18 protein-coding genes are annotated in these 19,389 nt (G+C 69.5%); 6 read left to right on the top strand and 12 right to left on the bottom strand.

The genetic code is table 11. The features are described from left to right. Nucleotides 1-56: 56 nt before the first annotated feature. Nucleotides 57-1,169, bottom strand: a complete 1,113-nt coding sequence (locus DLJ53_RS06435; protein WP_111343264.1) for an S-(hydroxymethyl)glutathione dehydrogenase/class III alcohol dehydrogenase — start codon at nucleotides 1,167-1,169, stop codon at nucleotides 57-59. A gap of 202 nt (nucleotides 1,170-1,371) precedes the next feature. On the opposite strand from DLJ53_RS06435, the gene DLJ53_RS06440 reads away from it, so the two are divergent. Then, the gene (locus tag DLJ53_RS06440) at nucleotides 1,372-1,827 is read left to right on the top strand and encodes a MarR family winged helix-turn-helix transcriptional regulator (RefSeq protein ID WP_162408946.1); all 456 of its coding nucleotides are present in this window, start codon (nucleotides 1,372-1,374) and stop codon (nucleotides 1,825-1,827) included. A 15-nt stretch (nucleotides 1,828-1,842) separates the two neighbouring features. Here DLJ53_RS06440 and hemF read toward each other — a convergent pair whose 3' ends face one another. Both hemF and DLJ53_RS06450 read right to left on the bottom strand, forming a co-directional pair. Continuing rightward, the gene (gene hemF, locus DLJ53_RS06445) at nucleotides 1,843-2,745 is read right to left on the bottom strand and encodes an oxygen-dependent coproporphyrinogen oxidase (RefSeq protein ID WP_111343267.1); all 903 of its coding nucleotides are present in this window, start codon (nucleotides 2,743-2,745) and stop codon (nucleotides 1,843-1,845) included. Beyond that, complete coding sequence (locus DLJ53_RS06450; RefSeq protein WP_111343269.1) at nucleotides 2,742-3,203, bottom strand: tRNA (cytidine(34)-2'-O)-methyltransferase; 462 nt, start codon at nucleotides 3,201-3,203, stop codon at nucleotides 2,742-2,744. Before DLJ53_RS06450 ends, hemF begins: the two co-directional genes overlap by 4 nt. A gap of 185 nt (nucleotides 3,204-3,388) precedes the next feature. Here DLJ53_RS06450 and petA point away from each other — a divergent pair, with 185 nt between their 5' ends. From petA to phnN, 4 genes are all read left to right on the top strand, one after another. Beyond that, nucleotides 3,389-3,967: a ubiquinol-cytochrome c reductase iron-sulfur subunit gene (petA, locus tag DLJ53_RS06455; protein ID WP_226574853.1), complete on the top strand. Its 579-nt coding sequence runs from the start codon at nucleotides 3,389-3,391 to the stop codon at nucleotides 3,965-3,967. 16 nt (nucleotides 3,968-3,983) lie between these two features. Further along, a complete protein-coding gene (locus DLJ53_RS06460) occupies nucleotides 3,984-5,309 on the top strand; it encodes a cytochrome b (RefSeq protein ID WP_111343272.1) in 1,326 nt (441 codons plus the stop codon). 3 nt (nucleotides 5,310-5,312) lie between these two features. Then, nucleotides 5,313-6,206, top strand: a complete 894-nt coding sequence (locus tag DLJ53_RS06465) for a cytochrome c1 (protein WP_111343274.1) — start codon at nucleotides 5,313-5,315, stop codon at nucleotides 6,204-6,206. Between the two features lie 258 nt (nucleotides 6,207-6,464). Further along, on the top strand, nucleotides 6,465-8,552 hold the full coding sequence (gene phnN, locus DLJ53_RS06470) for a phosphonate metabolism protein/1,5-bisphosphokinase (PRPP-forming) PhnN (RefSeq protein WP_162408948.1): 2,088 nt from the start codon (nucleotides 6,465-6,467) through the stop codon (nucleotides 8,550-8,552). Between the two features lie 26 nt (nucleotides 8,553-8,578). Here the strand turns inward: phnN and DLJ53_RS06475 are convergent, their stop codons facing one another. The 4 genes from DLJ53_RS06475 to dapD form a co-directional block, all read right to left on the bottom strand. Continuing rightward, entirely contained in the window at nucleotides 8,579-9,133 is a 555-nt protein-coding gene (locus DLJ53_RS06475) for a hypothetical protein (RefSeq protein WP_146619907.1), read from the bottom strand. Between the two features lie 67 nt (nucleotides 9,134-9,200). Further along, the gene (gene dapE / locus DLJ53_RS06480; RefSeq protein ID WP_111343280.1) at nucleotides 9,201-10,370 is read right to left on the bottom strand and encodes a succinyl-diaminopimelate desuccinylase; all 1,170 of its coding nucleotides are present in this window, start codon (nucleotides 10,368-10,370) and stop codon (nucleotides 9,201-9,203) included. Further along, nucleotides 10,371-10,769: a DUF805 domain-containing protein gene (locus DLJ53_RS06485; RefSeq protein ID WP_111343281.1), complete on the bottom strand. Its 399-nt coding sequence runs from the start codon at nucleotides 10,767-10,769 to the stop codon at nucleotides 10,371-10,373. Nucleotides 10,770-10,772: 3 nt separating this feature from the next. Further along, nucleotides 10,773-11,624, bottom strand: coding sequence for a 2,3,4,5-tetrahydropyridine-2,6-dicarboxylate N-succinyltransferase (dapD, locus tag DLJ53_RS06490; protein WP_111343283.1), 852 nt, complete (start codon nucleotides 11,622-11,624; stop codon nucleotides 10,773-10,775). A 261-nt stretch (nucleotides 11,625-11,885) separates the two neighbouring features. Between dapD and DLJ53_RS06495 the strand changes: the two genes are divergently transcribed. After that, on the top strand, nucleotides 11,886-12,452 hold the full coding sequence (locus DLJ53_RS06495; protein WP_111343284.1) for a carboxymuconolactone decarboxylase family protein: 567 nt from the start codon (nucleotides 11,886-11,888) through the stop codon (nucleotides 12,450-12,452). 18 nt (nucleotides 12,453-12,470) lie between these two features. On the opposite strand, the gene DLJ53_RS06500 is transcribed toward DLJ53_RS06495, so the two are convergent. The 5 genes from DLJ53_RS06500 to DLJ53_RS06520 form a co-directional block, all read right to left on the bottom strand. Next, complete coding sequence (locus DLJ53_RS06500; protein WP_111344165.1) at nucleotides 12,471-13,229, bottom strand: pyrimidine 5'-nucleotidase; 759 nt, start codon at nucleotides 13,227-13,229, stop codon at nucleotides 12,471-12,473. 149 nt (nucleotides 13,230-13,378) lie between these two features. Continuing rightward, entirely contained in the window at nucleotides 13,379-15,004 is a 1,626-nt protein-coding gene (locus DLJ53_RS06505) for an adenylate/guanylate cyclase domain-containing protein (RefSeq protein ID WP_111343286.1), read from the bottom strand. A 218-nt stretch (nucleotides 15,005-15,222) separates the two neighbouring features. Then, nucleotides 15,223-16,143: an acetylglutamate kinase gene (gene argB, locus DLJ53_RS06510; protein ID WP_111343287.1), complete on the bottom strand. Its 921-nt coding sequence runs from the start codon at nucleotides 16,141-16,143 to the stop codon at nucleotides 15,223-15,225. A 208-nt stretch (nucleotides 16,144-16,351) separates the two neighbouring features. Continuing rightward, nucleotides 16,352-16,738, bottom strand: a complete 387-nt coding sequence (locus DLJ53_RS35130; protein WP_162408950.1) for a hypothetical protein — start codon at nucleotides 16,736-16,738, stop codon at nucleotides 16,352-16,354. 218 nt (nucleotides 16,739-16,956) lie between these two features. After that, nucleotides 16,957-19,296 carry a hypothetical protein gene (locus DLJ53_RS06520; RefSeq protein WP_111343289.1) on the bottom strand — a complete coding sequence of 780 codons (2,340 nt, stop codon included), beginning with the start codon at nucleotides 19,294-19,296 and terminating at the stop codon, nucleotides 16,957-16,959. Nucleotides 19,297-19,389: the final 93 nt, after the last annotated feature.

Below are 19,389 nucleotides of genomic sequence, written 5' to 3' on the forward strand. Positions count from 1 at the left end.
CCGTTACGAGGTGGGGTGGGGGCCGTTTGCGGCCGGCGGTCCGGACCGGTCCGTCGTCAGTAGAGGACGACGGAGCGGATCGAGGAACCGGCGTGCATCAGGTCGAAGCCCTTGTTGATGTCCTCGAGCGGCATCGTGTGAGTGATGAGATCATCGATATTGATCTTCCCCTCCATATACCAGTCGACGATTTTGGGCACGTCCGTTCGGCCGCGGGCGCCACCAAAGGCGGAGCCGCGCCACACGCGCCCGGTCACGAGCTGGAACGGGCGGGTCGAAATCTCCTGTCCGGCGCCGGCGACGCCGATGATGACGCTCTCGCCCCAGCCCTTGTGGCAGCACTCGAGCGCCTGGCGCATGGTGTGGACGTTGCCGATGCACTCGAACGAGTAGTCCGCGCCGCCGTTGGTGAGGTCGACGATCGCCTGCACCACCTTGTCGCGGCCGACCTCGTCGGGGTTGATGAAGTCGGTCATGCCGAACTTCCTGGCGAGCGGCACCTTCGCCGGGTTGAGGTCGACGCCGATGATCTTGTCCGCGCCGACCATCCGCGCGCCCTGGATGACGTTGAGGCCGATGCCGCCGAGGCCGAACACCACGACGGTGGAGCCCGGCTCGACCTTCGCGGTGTAGATCACCGCGCCGATCCCGGTCGTGACGCCGCAGCCGATGTAGCAGACCTTGTCGAACGGCGCGTCCTCGCGGATCCTGGCGAGGCTGATCTCGGGCAGGACCGTGTGGTTCGAGAAGGTGGAGCAGCCCATGTAGTGGAAGATGGGCTTGCCATCGATCGAGAACCGGCTGGTCCCGTCGGGCATCAGCCCCTGGCCCTGCGTGGCGCGGACCTTCTGGCAGAGGTTCGTCTTCGGGTTCAGGCAGTACTCGCACTCGCGGCACTCGGCCGTGTAGAGCGGGATGACGTGGTCGCCCTTCTTCAGCGACTTCACCCCCGGGCCGACGTCGACGACGACGCCCGCGCCCTCGTGGCCGAGGATCGCCGGGAAGATCCCTTCCGGGTCGGCGCCGGAGCGCGTGAACTCATCGGTGTGGCAGATGCCGGTCGCCTTGATCTCGACCAGAACCTCCCCCTCGCGCGGGCCGTCGAGTTGGACGGTGGCAATTTCGAGCGGCTGGTCGGCCTGGAATGCGACGGCGGCGCGGGTGTCCATAAGGGGTGCCTCTCGGTTGTCCGGGGCGCGACGTCGCGCCCGCGCGGGACACAAAGCAACTTCGCCGGATCGACGCAACCCTCTGTCTTCGTTAAGACTACGGTTGAATGATGCTGTCGTAGCCCTTTCGAATTGGCTCATGTTTGAATTGATGCTTGCGCTTGCCTTCGCTAGAAAACGTTATCGAACTATAGAGTGAATGATGCTGGATCGCGGATTTGGGCTGGAGCTCGACAATCAGCTCTGCTTTGCGCTTTACGCGGCAACCAACGCCGTAACGCGGCTTTACCGGCCGCTGCTGGCGAAGGTCGGCATGACGTACCCGCAGTATCTGGTGATGCTCGTGCTGTGGCAGGACGGGCCGCGGCCGATCGGCAAGATCGCCGAGCGGCTGCGCCTCGGGCCGAGCGCGGTGGTTCCGCTGGTCGACCAGCTCCAGCGCGCCGGCTTCGTCCAGCGCCGCAAGGACAGCACCGACCGGCGCATGGTCTACATCGAGCTGACCGAGGCCGGCGCCGGGATCGAGCGGCAGGTGGCCGACGCCCGCGAGGTCGTCGTGTGCCGCCTCGGCATGAGCGAGTTCGAGATCGCCAAGCTCCGCAGCGAGCTCGTCGACCTCACCGCCCGCATCAACGCCGTGGACGCCGAGACCGCCTGACGGCGACGCCCGGCGTCAGGGCCAGCGCACCGTCGGTGGCATCGACGACAGGATCGACGCCACGTTTCCCCCCGTCTTCAGGCCGAACAGCGTCCCGCGGTCGTAGAGCAGGTTGAACTCGACGTAGCGGCCGCGGCGGACCTGCTGCTCCTGCCGGTCGGCCTCGGTCCACGGCTCGTTCATCGTGCGGCGCACGATTTCGGCGTAGACGTCCATGAAGGTGGTGCCGAGGTCCCTGACGAGGGCGAAGTCGGCGTCCCAGTCGCCGCTCGCCATGTAGTCGGTGAAGACGCCGCCGATGCCGCGCGCCTCCTTGCGGTGGGGCAGGTAGAAGTACTCGTCGCACCAGGCCTTGTCGCGCGCGTAGTCGCCGGTCGGGTGACGCGCGTAGCAGGCGCGGAACGCCTCGTGGAAGGCGAGCGAATCGGGGTGGTCCTGGCCGCGCCGGCGCTCCAGCATCGGCGTCAGGTCCGCGCCGCCGCCGAACCACTGCCGCGTGGTGACGACGTAGCGCGTGTTGATGTGGACCGTCGGCACGTGCGGGTTCTTCGGATGGGCGATGAGGGAGATGCCGCTCGCCCAGAAGGTCGGATCCTCGGCCGCGCCGGGGATCTGGGCGCCGAAGTCGCCGGAGAAGCGGCCGTAGACCGTGGACGTGTGGACGCCGGCCTTCTCGAACAGGCGGCCGTAGAGCATCCCCATGACGCCGCCGCCGCCCTCCGTGCCGTCCGCGTCGGTGCGCCGCCAGGGCTCGCGCGTGAAGCGGCCCGCGGGCTCGTCGCCGCCGACCTCGTCCTCCAGCGTCTCGAACAGGGTGTGAATGTCGTCCCGGAGCGTTTCGAACCAGGTGCGGGCGGTGGACTGCCAGCGCGAGAGCGTCGCGCTGTCGGGCTTGGGTCCGCCCTTCGTTTCCGTCATCGTAGGCCTTTCGTGGTGATGGCGCCGGAGGAGAGATAGGCGGCCATGAGCGCGATGCCGACGGCGACCGCGAGGTTCAGGGACCGCGCCTGCGGCATCAGCGGGATCCGCACGCGGGCGCTGGCCGCGGCGTGCACCGTCTCCGGGACGCCAGCGCTCTCCCGACCGAAGAGAAGCGTATCGCTTTGATCGAACGCAAAGTCATGCAGCAAAGTTTCGGCGCCTGTCGTCAGCAGGACGATGCGGCCGGGCATTGCCGATTGGAATGCCTCGAAGGTCGTATGGTGCGTGAGGGGGACGGTTTGCGCATAATCGAGCCCGGCGCGACGCTGCGCGCGCTCGGACAGGTTGAACGCCGCGGGGCCCACGATATGGGCTTCGGCACCGAAGCAGGCGAGCGTCCGAAGGATGGCCGCAGTGTTCTGTGGGATCTCCGGCTGAAAAAGTGCGACATTCATGTCCCGAATCCGGTTTGGTTGAAGGATCGCACCATCGCGTTCTAATTTCAGGTGTTTCTGGAAAGACGAACCGTTTAGAACGGTTTGCGACGCCGTGTTGAAGTTGGACGGATCTAGACAGCGCTCGCGCAGGCATGCATGGCATTGCCCAATATGCGCGATCAAGAAGATGGGGGAAGAGGGTCGTGGCGACCACGGAAACGAATGACGGGCACGGAGAGGCGCACGGTGAAACGCGGCGCGATTTCCTCTACATCGCGACGGGTGCCGTGGCCGCGGTCGGCGTCGGCGCGGTTGCATGGCCATTTATCGATCAGATGAATCCTGATGCGGCGTCCCTGGCGCTGGCTTCGGTCGAAGTGGATATCGGTGGCCTCGGCGAAGGCGAATCCATGACCGTCATGTGGCGCGGCAAGCCGGTGTTCATCCGCCGCCGCACCCCGGTCGAGGTCGAGGAGGCCAAGGAGGTCCCGGTCTCCGATCTGCGCGACCAGGATGCGCGCAATCCCAACATCTCCGCCACCGAGGCGACGGACGCCAACCGTGCCGTGCAGGGCCGCGAGGACCTTCTCGTCATGATCGGCGTGTGCACCCACCTCGGCTGCATTCCGCTCGGCCAGTCGGGCGACTACGGCGGCTGGTTCTGCCCGTGCCACGGGTCGCACTACGACACGGCCGGCCGGATCCGTCAGGGCCCGGCGCCGGAGAACCTGGCCATTCCGCCGTATAATTTCCCGGACGAAGCGACGCTCGTCGTCGGCTAAGAAGAAGAGGACCGACATGGCCGGACACGGACACGGGGATACGCCCGCCTTCGAACCAAAGAACAAAGTTGTGAAGTGGTTCGATTCCCGCCTGCCCATCTTCTCGCTGATGAATGAGCAGGCGATCGTCTTTCCGACGCCGAAGAACCTCAACTACATGTGGACCTTCGGCGCCATCCTGACCTTCATGCTCGTGACGATGATCGTCTCGGGCATCACGCTGGCGATGCACTACGCGGCGAACACCGAGCTGGCGTTCGACCGCGTCGAAGACATCATGCGCAACGTGAACTTCGGCTGGCTGCTGCGGTATATTCACGCGGTCGGCGCGTCGATGTTCTTCTTCGCCGTCTACATGCACATCGCCCGCGGTCTCTACTACGGCTCCTACAAGGCCCCGCGCGAGGTCCTGTGGATGCTCGGCGTCATCATCCTCATCCTGATGATGGCCACCGCCTTCATGGGCTACGTCCTCCCCTGGGGGCAGATGTCCGGCTGGGGCGCCACCGTGATCACCAACCTGTTCTCGGCGATCCCGCTGGTCGGTCCGTCGATCACACAGTGGCTCTGGGGCGGGTTCGCGGTCGACAACGCGACGCTCAACCGCTTCTTCGCGCTGCACTACCTGCTGCCGTTCGTGATCGCCGGCGTGGTGGTCCTGCACATCTGGGCGCTGCACGTCACGGGCAACAACAACCCGACCGGCGTTTCGGTGAAGTCCTCGAAGGACACGGTGCCGTTCAGCCCGTACCTCACCATCAAGGACGGCTTCGCCATCGTCGTCTTCATGCTGCTGTACGCCTGGTTCGTGTTCTACGTGCCGAACTACCTCGGCCACCCGGACAACTACATCCAGTTCAACCCGCTGGTGACGCCGGCGCACATCGTGCCCGAATGGTACCTGCTGCCGTTCTACGCCATGCTCCGCGCCATTCCGGACAAGCTCGGCGGCGTGATGGTGATGTTCGGCTCGCTGCTCATCCTGCTGGTGATCCCCTGGCTGGACACCTCGCGGGTGCGCTCGGCGCGCTACCGGCCGATGTTCAAGATCGCCTTCTGGCTCTTCGTCGTCACCTGCATCGCGCTGGGCTGGCTCGGCTCGCAGCCGGCCGAGGGGATCTACGTCATCCTCGCCCGGTTCTTCACGTTCTACTACTTCGCCTTCTTCCTCATCCTGATGCCGGTCCTCGGCATCATCGAGACGCCGAAGCCGTTGCCGACCTCCATCGCCGACGACGTCCTGGCCAAGTCCAAGAAGAAGGGCCACACGCAGCCCGAACCTACCGCGGGGTCTGGGGGCGTGAGCCCCGAGGGTGCCACCGCTGCGCCGAAGAAGGATTGACCGATGCTTGAGACGAGACCCACGCCGCTTGCCACGCTCGGCAAGCTCGTCGGCACCGCCGGGTTTTCGGTTGCCCTCCTGTGCGGGGCCGGCGCCCTGACGGCGAGCCTCACCACCTCCGCGACCGCCGCGGAGGAGGGGGGCCACCACGTCGAGAAGCAGGACTGGTCCTTCGCCGGCGTGTTCGGCCAGTTCGACCAGGCCCAGCTCCAGCGCGGCCTCAAGGTCTACCGCGAGGCCTGCGCCGGCTGCCACTCGATGCACCTCGTCCCGTTCCGGACCCTCGCCGACCCGCACGGGCCGAACCTCTCCGAGGGGGCCGCCGAGCAGATCGCGTCGGAGTACACGGTCGAGGACATCTCCAACGAGGACGGCCAGCCGTTCGAGCGTCCCGCGACGCTGACGGACCACTTCCCGTCGCCGTTCCCGAACGCGGCCGCCGCCGCGGCCGCCAACGGTGGCGCCGCCCCGCCGGACTTCTCGCTCATCGCGAAGGCCCGCGCCGTTCACCGCGGCTTCCCCGGCTTCATCACGGACGCCTTCGCCGGCTACTCCGAGAGCGGGCCGGACTATATCTTCGCGCTGCTGCAGGGGTACACGGACCCGCCGGAGGGCGTGGAAGAGGTGCCGGGCAAGTACTACAACCCGATCTTCGTCAACGGCCAGTGGATCGCCATGCCGCCGCCGCTGGAGGATGGCCGGGTCGAGTACACCGACGGTTCGCCCGAGACCGTCGAGCAGTACTCCGCCGACATCGCCGCGTTCCTGATGTGGGCCGCCGAGCCGCACCTCGAGGAGCGCAAGCAGATCGGCTTCCGCGTGATGGTCTTCCTGCTGGTCTTCGCCGTGCTTCTCTACGCGACGAAGAAGAAGCTCTGGCGCAACGTCGAGCACTGATCCCGAGGGCCGGGCGGCGACGCCCGGCCCTTTTCATGTCGGCCGACCTTCGAGGCGGCGCGCGACCCGGGTCGCTGCGCCGCCTTTCTCATTCGTGACGCCGATGTCATCTTGGCGTCCGACCAATGGACTATGATCGCGGAGCGATTCGCCTCTCGTCGCGCCGGGACCGCGCGGGATCGCGGATCGGCCGCGCCGCCGCGGCCCACCCGTGACGCACCGGTCCGGGTCGTGACACGCCCCATCCACGGAGCGCCCATGCAGACCACCCCCGGCCCCGAGACGGCCGCGCCCACTGCCGCAGAGGAAGCCCGCGCCGCGACCCGGCACGGCGTGCTCTTCCTGGTGGTCGGGCCGAGCGGGGTGGGCAAGGATTCGCTGATCGACGGCGCCCGCGCGCGCCTCCCGGGACGTCACTTCACATTCGCCAGACGCGTCGTGACGCGTCCCCGCGAGGCGGGCGGGGAGGACCACGAGCCGATGGCGTCCGCCGACTTCGAGGCCGCCGAGGCCGCGGGAGCGTTCGCCGTCACCTGGGGCGCCCACGGCCTGCGGTACGGGATCCGGCGGGAGGCGCTCGCCCCGCTCGCCGCCGGCCACAACGTCATCGTCAACGCGTCGCGCAAGGCGATCGCCGAGTTCGCGGCCCACGCCGCCCGCGTCGTCGTGGTCTCGATCACCGCCCCGCCGGAGGTGGTTCGCGCGCGCCTCGAGGCGCGCGGGCGTGAGGACGCTGCGGACGTCGCCGCCCGCCTCGGGCGCCGCGTGCCGATCGTCGGGGCGCCCAACATCGCCGTCATCGACAACGGCGGCGATCTGGAGGCCGGGGTCGCCCAGTTCGTTGCCGCCCTCATGGGCGCCGCCCGCCTGCCGCTCGTGCTGCGCCGCGCGGCGGTCACGCTGCCCGGCGGCCCGGCGGCCTTCGTGCACCGCGCCGCGCTGCCGCTCGCCTCGGCGCAGCTCATCGCGGGAGGCGCGGCCGAGATCATCGCGGACCGGCCGTTGCGCGTGCGCCTCGCCGTCGCCGACGACGCAGGGCTCGTCGCACCGGACAGCATCGCGCTGCCGGCGGTGCTGTTCGACCGGCTCGGCCTTGCCGAGGGGAGCGAGGTGGTGCTGCGCCGCGCGGTGCCACCCGCCAGCCGCGACGCCCTGCGCCGCAAGGTCGCCGGCGAGATCCTCGGCGTCGCCGATATCGGCGACGTCGTGCGCGACATCGTCGGCGGCCGCTACAGCGACGCGGAGATCGCGGGCTTTCTGGTCGCGGCCGCGCGCCAGCTCACGGTGGACGAGATCGCGGCGCTGACCGTCGCCCGGGCGGAACTGGTCGAGCGCATCGCCTGGGACCGCGAGCTGATCGTCGACAAGCACTCGATGGGCGGCGTGCCCGGCAATCCCATCTCGCTGATCGTGGTGCCGATCGTCGCGGCGCACGGGCTCCCCATCCCGAAGACGTCGTCGCGGGCGATCACGTCGGCGGCCGGGACGGCGGACATCATGGAATGCGCCGCGCGGGTGGACCTGACGGCGGCGGACCTCCACCGCGTCGTCACCACGACGGGCGGCGCCATCGCCTGGGCCGGCCGGATCTGCCACAGCCCGCTCGACGATGTGATGAACGCGATCAACCGCCCGCTCGGCATCGCGTCCGCGGGCCTCGATGTCTCGTCGATCCTCTCCAAGAAGCTCGCCGTCGGCGCCACCCACGTCGCGATCGACATCCCCGTCGGCCCCGCCGCCAAGGTGAAGACGGAGGCGAGCGGCCGGATGCTGGCCAACCTCTTCGAGGAGGTCGGGCGCGCGGTCGGACTGACGGTGCGGGCGGCGGTGAGTGACGGTCTCAGCCCCGTCGGCCGAGGCGTCGGTCCGGCGCTGGAGCACGAGGATGCGCTGGCGGTCCTTACCGGCCGGCCGGACGCGCCGGAGGCGCTGCGCGACAAGGCGCTGTCGGTCGCGGCGATGATCCTCGCCTGGGATCCGGCCGTCGGGCCCGGACAGGCGGCGGCGACGGCCGAGCAGCTCCTCCGCTCCGGTGCCGCGCTGGAGGCGTTCCAGGCGATCGCCGCCGCGCAGGGCCGCTTCGGCCCCTGCCGGCCGGGTCCTTTCACGCGCCCGCTCCTCGCGGTGCGCTCCGGCCGCGTCGCGGGGATCGACGTCTTCGCCGTCGCGGGGCTGGCGCGGGCCGTCGGCGCGCCGTCCGACAAGGGGGCGGGCGTACGGCTCCACGTCGCGCCGGGAGACGACGTGAGCGAGGGGGACGTCCTCGCGGACGTCGTCGCATCGAGCCAGAACGGCATCGACGTCATCCGCCCCACCGCCAGCACCGAGGTCTTCTCGCTCGCCTGAGGCGGGGCGCGGCCGCGCGTGCGGCGTCAGCCGCCCGTCATCGCCACGATCATGAACGAGACGACGAGGTCGACCACGACCAGCGCCACAGCGACCTCCACCGTCACGCCGAGCGCGATGCGCAGGATCAGGTAGTGGTAGCGCACCGCCACCATCAGCGAGACGATCGTCGCGATGATCGCGAGCTGGCCGCCGAGGAACCCGGCGCCCTGCAGCAGGATCGGGATCGTCACGATGATCCAGGAGAGCGGGGCCGCCCAGTTCCGCGCGACGACATAGGAGACGTAGGTCTTCGTCACACCCAGCGGCTTGGCCATGAGGGCGAGGATGATGGGGAAGGCGATCCAGTCGATCGCGAGCGTCGGCAGCCGCTCCAGGATGGCCTGTCCGAACGGCGGCTGCACCGCGATCCGCGACAGCGCCAGCAGCGAGATCGCGTCGATGGGGATCACGAAGAGAAGGGCCGTGAACGAGCGCCAGAAGCCGTCGACGCTGCGGTCCAGGAGTGTCAGCCCGTCCGGCCGGTTGCGGAAGAGGCGCCAGGCCCCTTCCAGCGACCGCGCCACTTCGGCGCCAGTCACCGACCTCGCTCCCCATGGGGGAGACGGCACGGGCCGGCATCGGCCCCGGGCGACGGGCGGCGGAGGGTCATGCGGTCAGAACGGCGTCGATAATCGCGCGGTAGGCCTTGGTGAGTGTCGCGAGCTCGCTGACGGAGGTGCGCTCGTCGACCTGGTGCATCGTATCGCCGATGGCGCCGAACTCCACCACCGGGCAGTAGTCCTTGATGAATCGCGCGTCGGAGGTGCCGCCGCCCGTCGTCGCCTCGGGGGTGACGCCGGTCGTGGCCTCGATGGCGCCGGTCACGGCGGCGATCAGCGCGTCGTCCTTGGTGCGGAAGGCGCCGCCGTGGCTCGGCTGCCAGGCGACGTCGACCGCGAGGCCCTCACCGCCGCCGCCGATCCGCTTCAGCAGCTCCGCGCGCAGCGTCTCTGGCGGCCACAGGTCGTTGAAGCGCACGTTGAAGCGCAGCGTCCCCGCTTCCGGGATGACGTTCCACGCCGGGTTGGCGATGTCGATGGAGACGATCTCGAGGTTCGACGGGGCGAACTGCGCGGTGCCCTCGTCGAGCGGCTCCAGCAGGCGCTGGGCGATGGCGACGAGCTCGGGCACCGGGCTCGTCGCGAGGTGCTGGTAGGCGACGTGGCCCTGCCGGCCGGTGACCGTGACGGCGGCCGACATCGACCCGCGCCGGCCGATCTTGATGGTGTCGCCGAGCCGCACGCGCGAGGTCGGCTCGCCGACGATGCAGGCGTCGATCCTGCCGCGCTCGGCGGCCCAGGCGATCAGCGGCGCCGTGCCGTCGACGGCCGCGCCCTCCTCGTCGCCGGTGATCACGAACGAGACCTGCCCCGGCGCGCCGGAGGCGGACCAGTCGGTCGCGGCGACGATCATCGCCGCGACGGCGCCCTTCATGTCCTGCGAGCCGCGGCCGTAGAGCGTGTCGCCCTCGATCGCAGCGGAGAATGGCGCATGCGTCCACGCCTCGGCCGATCCCGGGGGGACCACGTCGACGTGGCCGGCGAAGGCGAGGTGCTTGCCGCTGCCCCTGGTGGCGAAGAGGTTCTCCACCGGCGTTCCGGCGCTGTCGAACGTCATGCGCGTGACGGCGAAGCCGGCCGCCTGCAGCGCCTCCTCGACGATGTCGAAGACGGCGGGGCCGGCGGGGGTCACGCTTTCCGTGCGGATCAGGCGCTGGGCGAGATCCAGCGGGTCGAGCCCGTGCGCGTTGGACGGGAATTCGGGACGGTCAGCCACCTAGCGGCCTCGTTCGTTGGCTCCGGGGCCGTACATGTTCGGCCCCCTGTCGCCGGGGATGATGCCGATGACGAAGAACGCCAGGATGCTGACGACCGGCACCGCCAGCAGGATCGAGGCCCATCCGGTGACGCCCCGGTCATGCAGCCGCTTTACCGCCAGCGCGATCTGCACCCACATCAGCGCCCCGAACTCCAGGATCATCACCAGGAGCCCGAACGTGCCGTAGCGCACGTGGATCGTCTCGCCGTCGAACTCGAAGATAGGCAGCGCCAGCGCGAGCGGCACGGTCAGCGCCAGGCAGAACAGGTTGCTCAGCCAGAAGACCTCGCGGTCGATGCGCCCATCGAACCCGAAGAGCGCCCAAGCGACGGTCGGCGGTCGGGTTGCGGTCGGCAAGTGTCAGTCCCTGAGGAGTTCGTTGATCGAGGTCTTGGAGCGGGTGCGCTCGTCGACGCGCTTCACGATGATGGCGGCGGCCAGGGACATTTTCATGTTGCTCGGGCTCGTCGTCTCGACCGAGCCGGGCACGACGACCGAGTAGGGCGGCACCTCGCCCATGAACGTCTGCCCGGTCGCGCGGTCGATGATCCGCGTCGAGGCGCCGAGGAAGACGCCCATTGACAGTACCGAGCCCTTGCCGACGCGCACGCCCTCGGCGACCTCCGAGCGGGCGCCGATGAAGCAGTCGTCCTCGATGACGACCGGAGCGGCCTGCAGCGGCTCCAGCACGCCGCCGATGCCTGCGCCGCCGGAGATGTGGCAGTTCTTGCCGATCTGCGCGCAGGAGCCGATGGTCGCCCAGGTGTCGACCATGGTGCCCTCGTCGACGTAGGCGCCGAGGTTCACGAAGGACGGCATCAGGACGACGCCCGGCGCGATGAAGGCCGACCGGCGCACGATGGAGCCGGGGACGGCGCGGAAGCCCGCCGCCTCGAACTCGGCGTCGCGCCAGCCGTCGAACTTGGACGGGACCTTGTCCCACCAGCGGGCGTTGCCCGGGCCGCCTTCGATGGCTTCCATCGGGTAGAGGCGGAAGGAGAGGAGCACCGCCTTCTTCAGCCACTCGTTGACCTGCCAGCCCGTGGCGGTCGGCTCGGCGACGCGCACGACGCCGCGGTCCAGCAGACCGAGCGCCTTGTCGACGGCGTCGCGGACCATGCCGGTGGTGCGCACGGTGATGGTGGCGCGCTCCTCGAACGCGGCGTCGATGGTGGCGGCGAGGCGATCGCGCTCAGACTGGGAGAGGTGCATCGAAAAACTGATCCGGCTTTCGTCAAGTCAGACTGACATAGGCGATCGTCGCGCCGAAGGATACCCGCTGTTCGTGGCGCATTTGGGCGCGTGCCAGCGGGCCGCGGCGGCGATCGGGTGACACCCGTCATACCAATATATGGGCTTATCGGGCAGGGGGAATGTCCCACCTTCGCGAGCGTGCCGGGCGTGAGCGGCGGCCGGGCCGGGCGGGTCCGGGGATCGCGACCGCCGGCGGTCCCGGAACCGGAGGGTCATCCCATGCGCCTGCCACTCATCCCCGTCGAGAAGCTCAGCCCCGAGCAGCACGCCATCTACCAGGACATGCGAGCCGGAATCGGACAGAAATTCAACGCGTTCGTCGCGATCCGCGACGACGGCGCGCTGATGGGGCCATGGAACCCCTGGCTGCACGAGCCGGCCATCGGCAAGGCGATCTGGGACCTCACCAAGGCGATGTCGATGGAGGCGAGCCTCCCGGACAACGCCCGGCAGATCGCGATCCTCGTGACCGGCGCGCATTTCCGCGCGGCCTACGAGATCTACGCGCACGTCGCGGTGGCCGAGCGTGACGGCATGAGCGAGGAGCGGCTTGCGACACTGTGCGCGGGCGAAAAGCCGGTCGACCTCTCGCGGGAGGAGAGCGCCGCCTACGACGTGGCCGCGGCGCTGGTCTCCGGCGGCGTGCTGCCGAGGCCGACCTACGACGTCGCCGTCGCCGCCTTCGGCCAGCACGGGGCGAACGAGCTGGTCTACCTCGTCGGCCTCTACTGCCTCGTGTCGATGACGCTGAACGGCTTCAACGTGCCGGTGCCCGAGCGGGAATAGGAAACGCCCGTCCCGGCGTCAGTTGGAGACCTTCTGCGCCACGGGGGAGACGCGCTCGAGGAAGCCGGTGAGGTCGTCGGTCACGTACTCGACGTGGGGGGCGTTCTGGCCCTCCATCTCCCACGACTCGCGGAACACCTCGCGCGTGCCCTCCGGGACGACGAGCACGGTGCGCATGCCCCGCGCGTGCGGCACCGCGAGGTTGCGCGACAGGTCCTCGAACATCGCCGCGCGCGTCGGATCGATGCCGTGCTTGTCCCAGAACCGGTTGTAGGTGTCGGCGTGGGGCTTGGGGATGAGGTCGGCGGCGACGATGTCGAAGATGTCCTCGAAATGGCCGTGCACGCCGAGCCGCTGGGCGATCGCCAGGGCATGCGCGGTCGTGCCGTTGGTCATGATGAAGCGGCGGCCCGGCAGCGCCTCGATGGCGGCCGACAGGCGCGGGTTCGCCTCGATCTTCGAGTGGTCGATGTCGTGCACGAACTCCAGGAAGCCGTCGGGGTTGATGCCGTGCTCGACCATCAGCCCGCGCAAGGTGGTGCCGTAGCGCTTGTAGTAGTCCTTCTGCAGCGCCCTCGCGGCCTCCCGCTCCATGTCGAGGAGCTGGGCGACGAACTCGCTCATCTTCTGGTCGACCTGCGCGAAGAGGTCGGTGTGCGGCGGATAGAGCGTGTTGTCGAGGTCGAAGATCCACGTGTCGACCGACGCGAACGGCGCGAGGTCGCGCGGATTGGCGAGCGGGCTCTCCGACGGAAGGGGCGCTGCATCTTGGGGCATGGGGTGGGTCATGGCGTCTCGCTACTCACCCGGCGCGACAACGGCCGCCCGGACAAAGAGCCTACACATTTGGTGGCAGGACGCAAAAGTTCGAGGGGCGGGGGACCCCGTGAAGCTGGTGCCGGGCTGTCGGGGGGCTGGTTCCGGGGTCAGATCGCGTGCGGGGCGACGGGCGCCGGCTTCGGGTCGCCGCGCACCCAGTCGTGGCCGGTCGGCTTCTTCGCCTCGCCGCGCAGGGCCGCCATCGCCTCGGCGAGCACACCCTCGAGGCGGCGGCGCTCCTCGTCGGTGAGGCGCTCGAGGTCGAGGAAGATGCGCGCGGCGGGACCGTGCGCGTCGATGATCGGCGAGGGTCCGTCGACCACGTCGAGGATCGCGTAGGGGACGACCTCGCGGCTGATGCCCTTCAGCGTGATCGGCGGCAGCGGCACGGCGCGCACCATGTCCTCCACGAGGGCGTAGGTCTCGGTCGAGAGGACGATGCCGCCGGGCTCGGCGATCTGCTCCAGGCGCGCGGCGAGGTTCGCCTCGGCGCCGATGATCGTATAGTCCATCCGGTCGACGCTGCCGAAGTTGCCGACGTTGCAGTACCCGGTGTTGATGCCGATGCGGGCCTGGAACGGCTGCACGATCCCGCGCCGGCGCCACTCGATGTTGAGCTCGCGCAGGCGGCGCTGCATCGCCATCGCCATCTCGACGCACGCCCGCGCATCCTCCGCCGCGCCCTGGGACTCGGGGTCGCCGAAGAAGGCGAGGATGGCGTCGCCGATGAACTTGTCGAGGGTCGCGCCGTGGTCCATCGCGATCTTCGACATCTCGGTGAAGTACTCGTTGAGGAGCTCGGTCAGCTCCTCCGGCTGCAGCCGCTCGCTGGCGGTGGTGAAGTCCTTGATGTCCGAGAAGAAGATCGTCAGCTTCTTGCGTTCGGTGGAGATCGTCGTGTCCCGCTCGCCGGAGAAGATGCTCCGGTAGACCTGCGGCGACAGGTACTTGGAGATCTTCATCGAGACGGAGGCGAGGAAGGCGTTGGTCTCCTCCAGCTCGCCGTTGATCTGCCCGAGCTTGCGGGCCTGCCGCCACTGGACCCCGGCGAACCCGACTCCGAAGACGCCCGCGCCGACGAAGTAGGCGAGGAGGTACTTGAACGAGAGGATGTTGTTCGCGATCGGCTGCTCGACCTCGATGGACTGGATGCCGCGCACGTCGCCGACCTTCCAGTCCCGCTTGGGGCTCTCGGGGTGCGTGTTGTGGCAGGCGACGCACCCTTCGCCCATGATCACCGGCGCGGCGAGGCGGATGTGGCGCTCCAGGAGCGAGCCGCGCATCTCGGTGATGGGCTGCAGGTCGGCGCCGGGCTCGCGGAACGTCTTCAGCGCGTCGGCCTCGAACGTGTCCAGCACGTGGGGCTGGCGGCTGGCGAAGGCGTAGTCGGAGATGAAGCGGTAGCTCATCTCGCTCCCGTGCGCGCCGATCACCTTGCCGAGCTCGATGGAGAGCGTCGCCGGGATCGGGATCGCACCGTTGATCTCGGCATAATTGTGGCTCGGGACGACCTTGCCGTCGGCCGCGAGCACACGGCTGACGACGTTCCTGGAGTAGTAGGAGCGGATGTCCGTCAGCATGGTGTCCAGGGTCGTCGCCTGGGCCTTGAGGGCGGTGTCGGAGATGTGCCGGAGGTCGAGCCAGACGGCGATCGGCAGCAGGGCCAGCGCGAGCAGCACGGCACAGACCACGACAAGCGGCCGGTCGCCGACATATCGCAATAGCCGATCCATGACGCGGTCGCCCCTCTTCAATCGGCCCGCGCGGCGGAAAAATATTATGTGGCCGCGGGGATCGGTCGGTGCAGCCGTGCTGGCATGCCACGCCATCCTGTTGCCGCTAACAAGCGGCAATTTTACGGCAGGTCAACGCAATGATTGCGAACACACGCCAACGTGACGGTCGCAACCGGAGGGCGCCGGCGGTCGGGAATGAACCGCCGGCCAGTCCGTTAGCGGGTGATGAGGGTGCCCGCGCCGCCGTCGGTGAAGAGCTCCAGCAGGACCGCGTGCGGGGTCTTGCCGTTGAGGATGACGACCCCGTCGACGCCGCGCTCCAGCGCCGCGATGCAGGTCTCCACCTTCGGCACCATCCCGCCGGAGATCACGCCGGAGGCCATCAGGCGGCGCGCCTCCGCCACCGTCAGCTCGCGGATGAGCTCGCGGTTGGAATCGAGCACACCGTCCACGTCCGTCAGGAAGAGGAGGCGCGTCGCCCCGAGGGCGCCGGCGATGGCACCGGCGAAAGTGTCGGCGTTGATGTTGTAGGTCTCGCCGTCGGCACCCTGCGCCACCGGGGCGATGACGGGGATGATCTCCTGCTTGGCGAGGACGTCGAGGACGTCGCGCCGGACTTCGACGGGCTCGCCGACGAAGCCGAGATCGAGGACACGCTCTATATTGGAATCGGGGTCTCGCACGGTGCGCTTCAGCGGCTCGGCGAGGACCATGCGGCCGTCCTTGCCGCACAGGCCCACGGCCCGGCCGCCGGCGGCGTTGATGGTCGAGACGATGTCTTTGTTGATGGCGCCGGCGAGCACCATCTCGACGATCTCGACCGTCTCGCGCGTGGTGACGCGCAGGCCGTCCTGGAACTCGGACTTGATGTTCAGCCGCTCGAGCATCTGGCCGATCTGGGGACCGCCGCCGTGGACGACCACGGCGTTGATGCCGGCCAGCGTGAGGAGGGTGATGTCCTCGGCGAAGTCGGCGGCGAGCTCCCGATCGCCCATCGCATGGCCACCGTACTTCACGACGATGGTGCGCGCGTCGTAGCGCAGCATGTACGGCAGCGCCGTGGCGATGATTTCGGCGCGGAGGGGAGCGTCGGCGGCGAGGGCGTCGGCGGGCGGGGTGTCGGCGGGCGTCGACATGGGCAATCACATCTTCCGGTTACGCGAGCGTGCCTAGCTTGACCTCCCCGCCCTTGCAAGGCCGTGGCGCGTCCGAGAGAGGGCGCGGGGACGGCGAGGCGGCCGTGCGATGCGGGAATGCCGCCGGCTCGCGGCGGACGGGCGGTGGACGGCTGGCGATGCGATGCCGGATCGGCGGGGTTGCGGCTCCTCTTCGGGGGCCGCGCCCTCAGTTGGTGGTCTGTTCGGAGCAGACCAGGCCGTACTTGAAGAACCAGCGCTGACGGGACTGGCTCCATTCGCGCCACTTCTTGCGCACGCACACGCGGTCGTCGTCGAGGTTGACGACGTCGTCCTCACCGGCGTCTCCGGCGCCGGACGTGCCGTCCCGGTCGCCATAGGCCGCGTCGTCGCCGTCCTTCACGTCGTCCGCCTGGGTGACGGGGTAGCCTGCGTCGGCGCGGCCGGTGCCGGTCTCCGCCGCGACGGCCGTCACGCCGAGCGGCAGCGCGTCGGCCTCGGCCATCGTCAGCGTGACGAGCACGACGATGGCTGCGAGGAGGAGTGCAGTCGCGTGGCCGATCATGGCCGCGAGCAACACGGACTTGTAACTCATGATACTCTCCGGTGCCTTCTGCCGCCGGATCATCCCGGCGCGAGCACGGAGATGGTCAGGGGTTGGGCACCGCTATGTGTCGGCGGGCACAGTTTTTTGCGACCGGTCCGACTTCGGTGGCCCCGTCACATCACCGTGATCCGAAGCCCGTGACGGACCTCGTTTTCGGCGTTGCCGGGGAAGCGTCCCGGCGCGACGGATCGCGCCGGGCGGCTGCTTTACTGCGCCTCGCGACCGGTTTGCAAGGCGGACATTTCCTCCAGCCGCTGATTACGCAGCTCGCTGACGGTTTGCTGCCATGCGTTCATCTCATTGGTCCGCTCGATGATGCGCGCGCGCACCTGCGCACCCTCCGGAGTCGAGGCGTTGATGGCCTCCAGGTTGTCGCGGTCGAACTCCACCGCGCGGCGGGTGCTCTCGATGTCGGCCTCGAGCGTCGCGATGCGCCGGTCGATGGTGGCGATGCGTTCGGTGACCGCGCGGACCTCCTCGAGGCGCTTGCGCGTCGCGTCGTCGATCTCGCCGCCGAGCGAAAGGACCTCCTCGAGGATCTGGTCCGGCAGGTTGGCGAGGATGTAGCGCTCCTGCTGCGGGTTGCGCGTCACGATCTCGATCGTGTGGCGCCCCTCGGGCAGAGCGGCGCGCACGCGGGCGCGGTCCTCGTCGATGTTGGCGACGTCGGGCTCCAGCCCTTCGGCCGATGCCGTCACCCGGCCGCTGCCGAAGCGGGAGACGTCGGTGACGAGGGTGACGTCCTTGCTGGCGGCGACGCTGAGGATGGTCTCGGTGACCTGCTCGCGGCGCAGGATGAGGCTCCCGCCGGAGAGGCTCGCCGAGGACAGGTGGCGCACGGTGCGGCTCTGGGTCGAAGCCTTCACGTCGGCCGACACGGCGAAGGGCAGGATGCTGACCTCGCCCCCGTCGGCCCCGGCAAAGCGGGCGTCGCCGACGAAGCCGTCCCTGTCGTAGACGGCGATGAGGCCGCCCGGCACGGTCGCGTCCGCGTCGAACTCCATCTCCAGCGCGTCGAAGGGCTGCGTGCCGGCGAGGAGGTCGTAGTATGTGATGCTGTCGACGTCCTGCGAGGCGTCGAGGAACGGAACGGAGAGGGTGCGACCGGCCGCGAGGTCGATCGACCCGGCGACGGGGAAGACCGTCGAGGCGCTGCCCGCGACGGCCGGCCCGCCGGTGACGAGACCGGAGATCTGGCCGAACCCCTTGGCGTCGCGGGCCGCGGCCTCCGGCGCGGGCGAGGCCATCGCGGCGAGGCCGCGCGAGCGCCAGCTCGGCTCCGCGTCGGCCACCTCGGCGGCTTCGGCGGAGGGGACGAGGTCGGTCTGCGCGGTGCGGCCGACCTCGAACGGCGCGGTCGGGCGCGTCGTGCGCAGCGGGGCGTAGACGTCCTGGCTGTACGCGACCGGGGTGCCGACGGCGAGGCGGAGCTCGATGCCGTTCCAGTCGAGCCCGGTGGTGTTCTCCAGCGTGGCCCAGCCCTGCAGGGTCACGTCGCCGGCGTCGCCGATGATGGCCCGGTAGGACGGGCGCCACACGGTGGTCGGAACCACGAAGGAGAACCCGGCCTCGACCGGCTCGGCGAGGCGCACCGAAAGGTCGCGCCGGCCGTCGTCGACGCTCTCCGACAGCGCCGGGACGAGACCCGCCATCCGCTGCGCGACGGCATCGCCCGTGATGGCGATCTGCTCGAGCGAGGGGAAGACGGCGAAGTCGATCTGACCGGCGGGGGTCGCGACGGCGATGCGCAGGCCCGGCCGCTCCGGCTCGGTGTCGCTGCCGGGGACCGTCACCGGCGTGAAGGCGAGGAGGCGGCCCTTCAGCTGGCGCGGCCCGCCGGAGACGGTGACCTCCTCGCCGATGACCGATTCCAGGATGGTCATCGGGTCGGAGAGGTCGCCCGCGAGCAGCCGGCCGGTCGCCGAGCGCTCGCCGACCGGCTCGGCCGCCTCGAGGTCGATGGAGACCACGGGGGCGGCGCCGGTGACCACCAGGGTGCGCAGCACGTCCGCCACCTGCGGGCGCTCGATGGCGAGGCGCATCGTCGTGGACGCGCGGTCCATCCGCCCTTCCACCTGGGCAAGGCCGCCGGTGGCGAGCGTCACGCGCGTCACCGCGACGTCGGCGACCGCCGCGACTTCGGCGGCGTCGGCCTCCGGCTCGTCCGAGACGACGCCTTCGACCTCGGCCGGGCGCCCGTCGCTCGCTTGGCTCATCAGGATCTCGCTCCCTGCGGCGGCACGGCCGAGGCGGCGGGCGGCGTCCTCGACCCGGGTGAGGATCGGTGCGGGCGCGGCCTCGCCATCGGCCGAGGAGGGGTCGAAGCCCGGCTCACCGAACCCGCGGTGCACCGGGTCGTCGGCGGTGTCATGGCCGTCTGCGGGCCGGGCCGGCGCATCGCTGATCGACGCGGGCTCGGGGGCGCACTGGGCGCCTCCGGCCTCGCAGGTGACCGAAGTGGTGCTCGTCGCCGCCGTCTGGGCCAGAACACTCGTCGAGGCGAGCAGGACCGCAGCCAGCGCTCCGCCGAAACTCGAAACTCTCATCGGCGCGCAACTCCCTATTCGTCGCATGTTGGGCGCGGGGCGTAGCACGCGGCTACTGGTGAGCCTAGGCGTTCAGGCGCCGCTGCCTGACAA

Origin of the sequence: Acuticoccus sediminis, from assembly GCF_003258595.1 — a bacterium.
Lineage (GTDB): Bacteria > Pseudomonadota > Alphaproteobacteria > Rhizobiales > Amorphaceae > Acuticoccus > Acuticoccus sediminis.

What these genes read in the sequence shown, in the direction of transcription:
- DLJ53_RS06435 (WP_111343264.1), bottom strand. Translation starts at nt 1,169, where the DNA reads ATGGACACCCGCGCCGCCGTCGCATTCCAGGCCGACCAGCCGCTCGAA.
- DLJ53_RS06440 (WP_162408946.1), top strand. Translation starts at nt 1,372, where the DNA reads ATGCTGGATCGCGGATTTGGGCTGGAGCTCGACAATCAGCTCTGCTTT.
- hemF (WP_111343267.1), bottom strand. Translation starts at nt 2,745, where the DNA reads ATGACGGAAACGAAGGGCGGACCCAAGCCCGACAGCGCGACGCTCTCG.
- DLJ53_RS06450 (WP_111343269.1), bottom strand. Translation starts at nt 3,203, where the DNA reads ATGAATGTCGCACTTTTTCAGCCGGAGATCCCACAGAACACTGCGGCC.
- DLJ53_RS06460 (WP_111343272.1), top strand. Translation starts at nt 3,984, where the DNA reads ATGGCCGGACACGGACACGGGGATACGCCCGCCTTCGAACCAAAGAAC.
- DLJ53_RS06465 (WP_111343274.1), top strand. Translation starts at nt 5,313, where the DNA reads ATGCTTGAGACGAGACCCACGCCGCTTGCCACGCTCGGCAAGCTCGTC.
- phnN (WP_162408948.1), top strand. Translation starts at nt 6,465, where the DNA reads ATGCAGACCACCCCCGGCCCCGAGACGGCCGCGCCCACTGCCGCAGAG.
- dapD (WP_111343283.1), bottom strand. Translation starts at nt 11,624, where the DNA reads ATGCACCTCTCCCAGTCTGAGCGCGATCGCCTCGCCGCCACCATCGAC.
- DLJ53_RS06495 (WP_111343284.1), top strand. Translation starts at nt 11,886, where the DNA reads ATGCGCCTGCCACTCATCCCCGTCGAGAAGCTCAGCCCCGAGCAGCAC.
- DLJ53_RS06500 (WP_111344165.1), bottom strand. Translation starts at nt 13,229, where the DNA reads ATGCCCCAAGATGCAGCGCCCCTTCCGTCGGAGAGCCCGCTCGCCAAT.
- DLJ53_RS06505 (WP_111343286.1), bottom strand. Translation starts at nt 15,004, where the DNA reads ATGGATCGGCTATTGCGATATGTCGGCGACCGGCCGCTTGTCGTGGTC.
- argB (WP_111343287.1), bottom strand. Translation starts at nt 16,143, where the DNA reads ATGTCGACGCCCGCCGACACCCCGCCCGCCGACGCCCTCGCCGCCGAC.
- DLJ53_RS35130 (WP_162408950.1), bottom strand. Translation starts at nt 16,738, where the DNA reads ATGAGTTACAAGTCCGTGTTGCTCGCGGCCATGATCGGCCACGCGACT.
- DLJ53_RS06520 (WP_111343289.1), bottom strand. Translation starts at nt 19,296, where the DNA reads ATGAGAGTTTCGAGTTTCGGCGGAGCGCTGGCTGCGGTCCTGCTCGCC.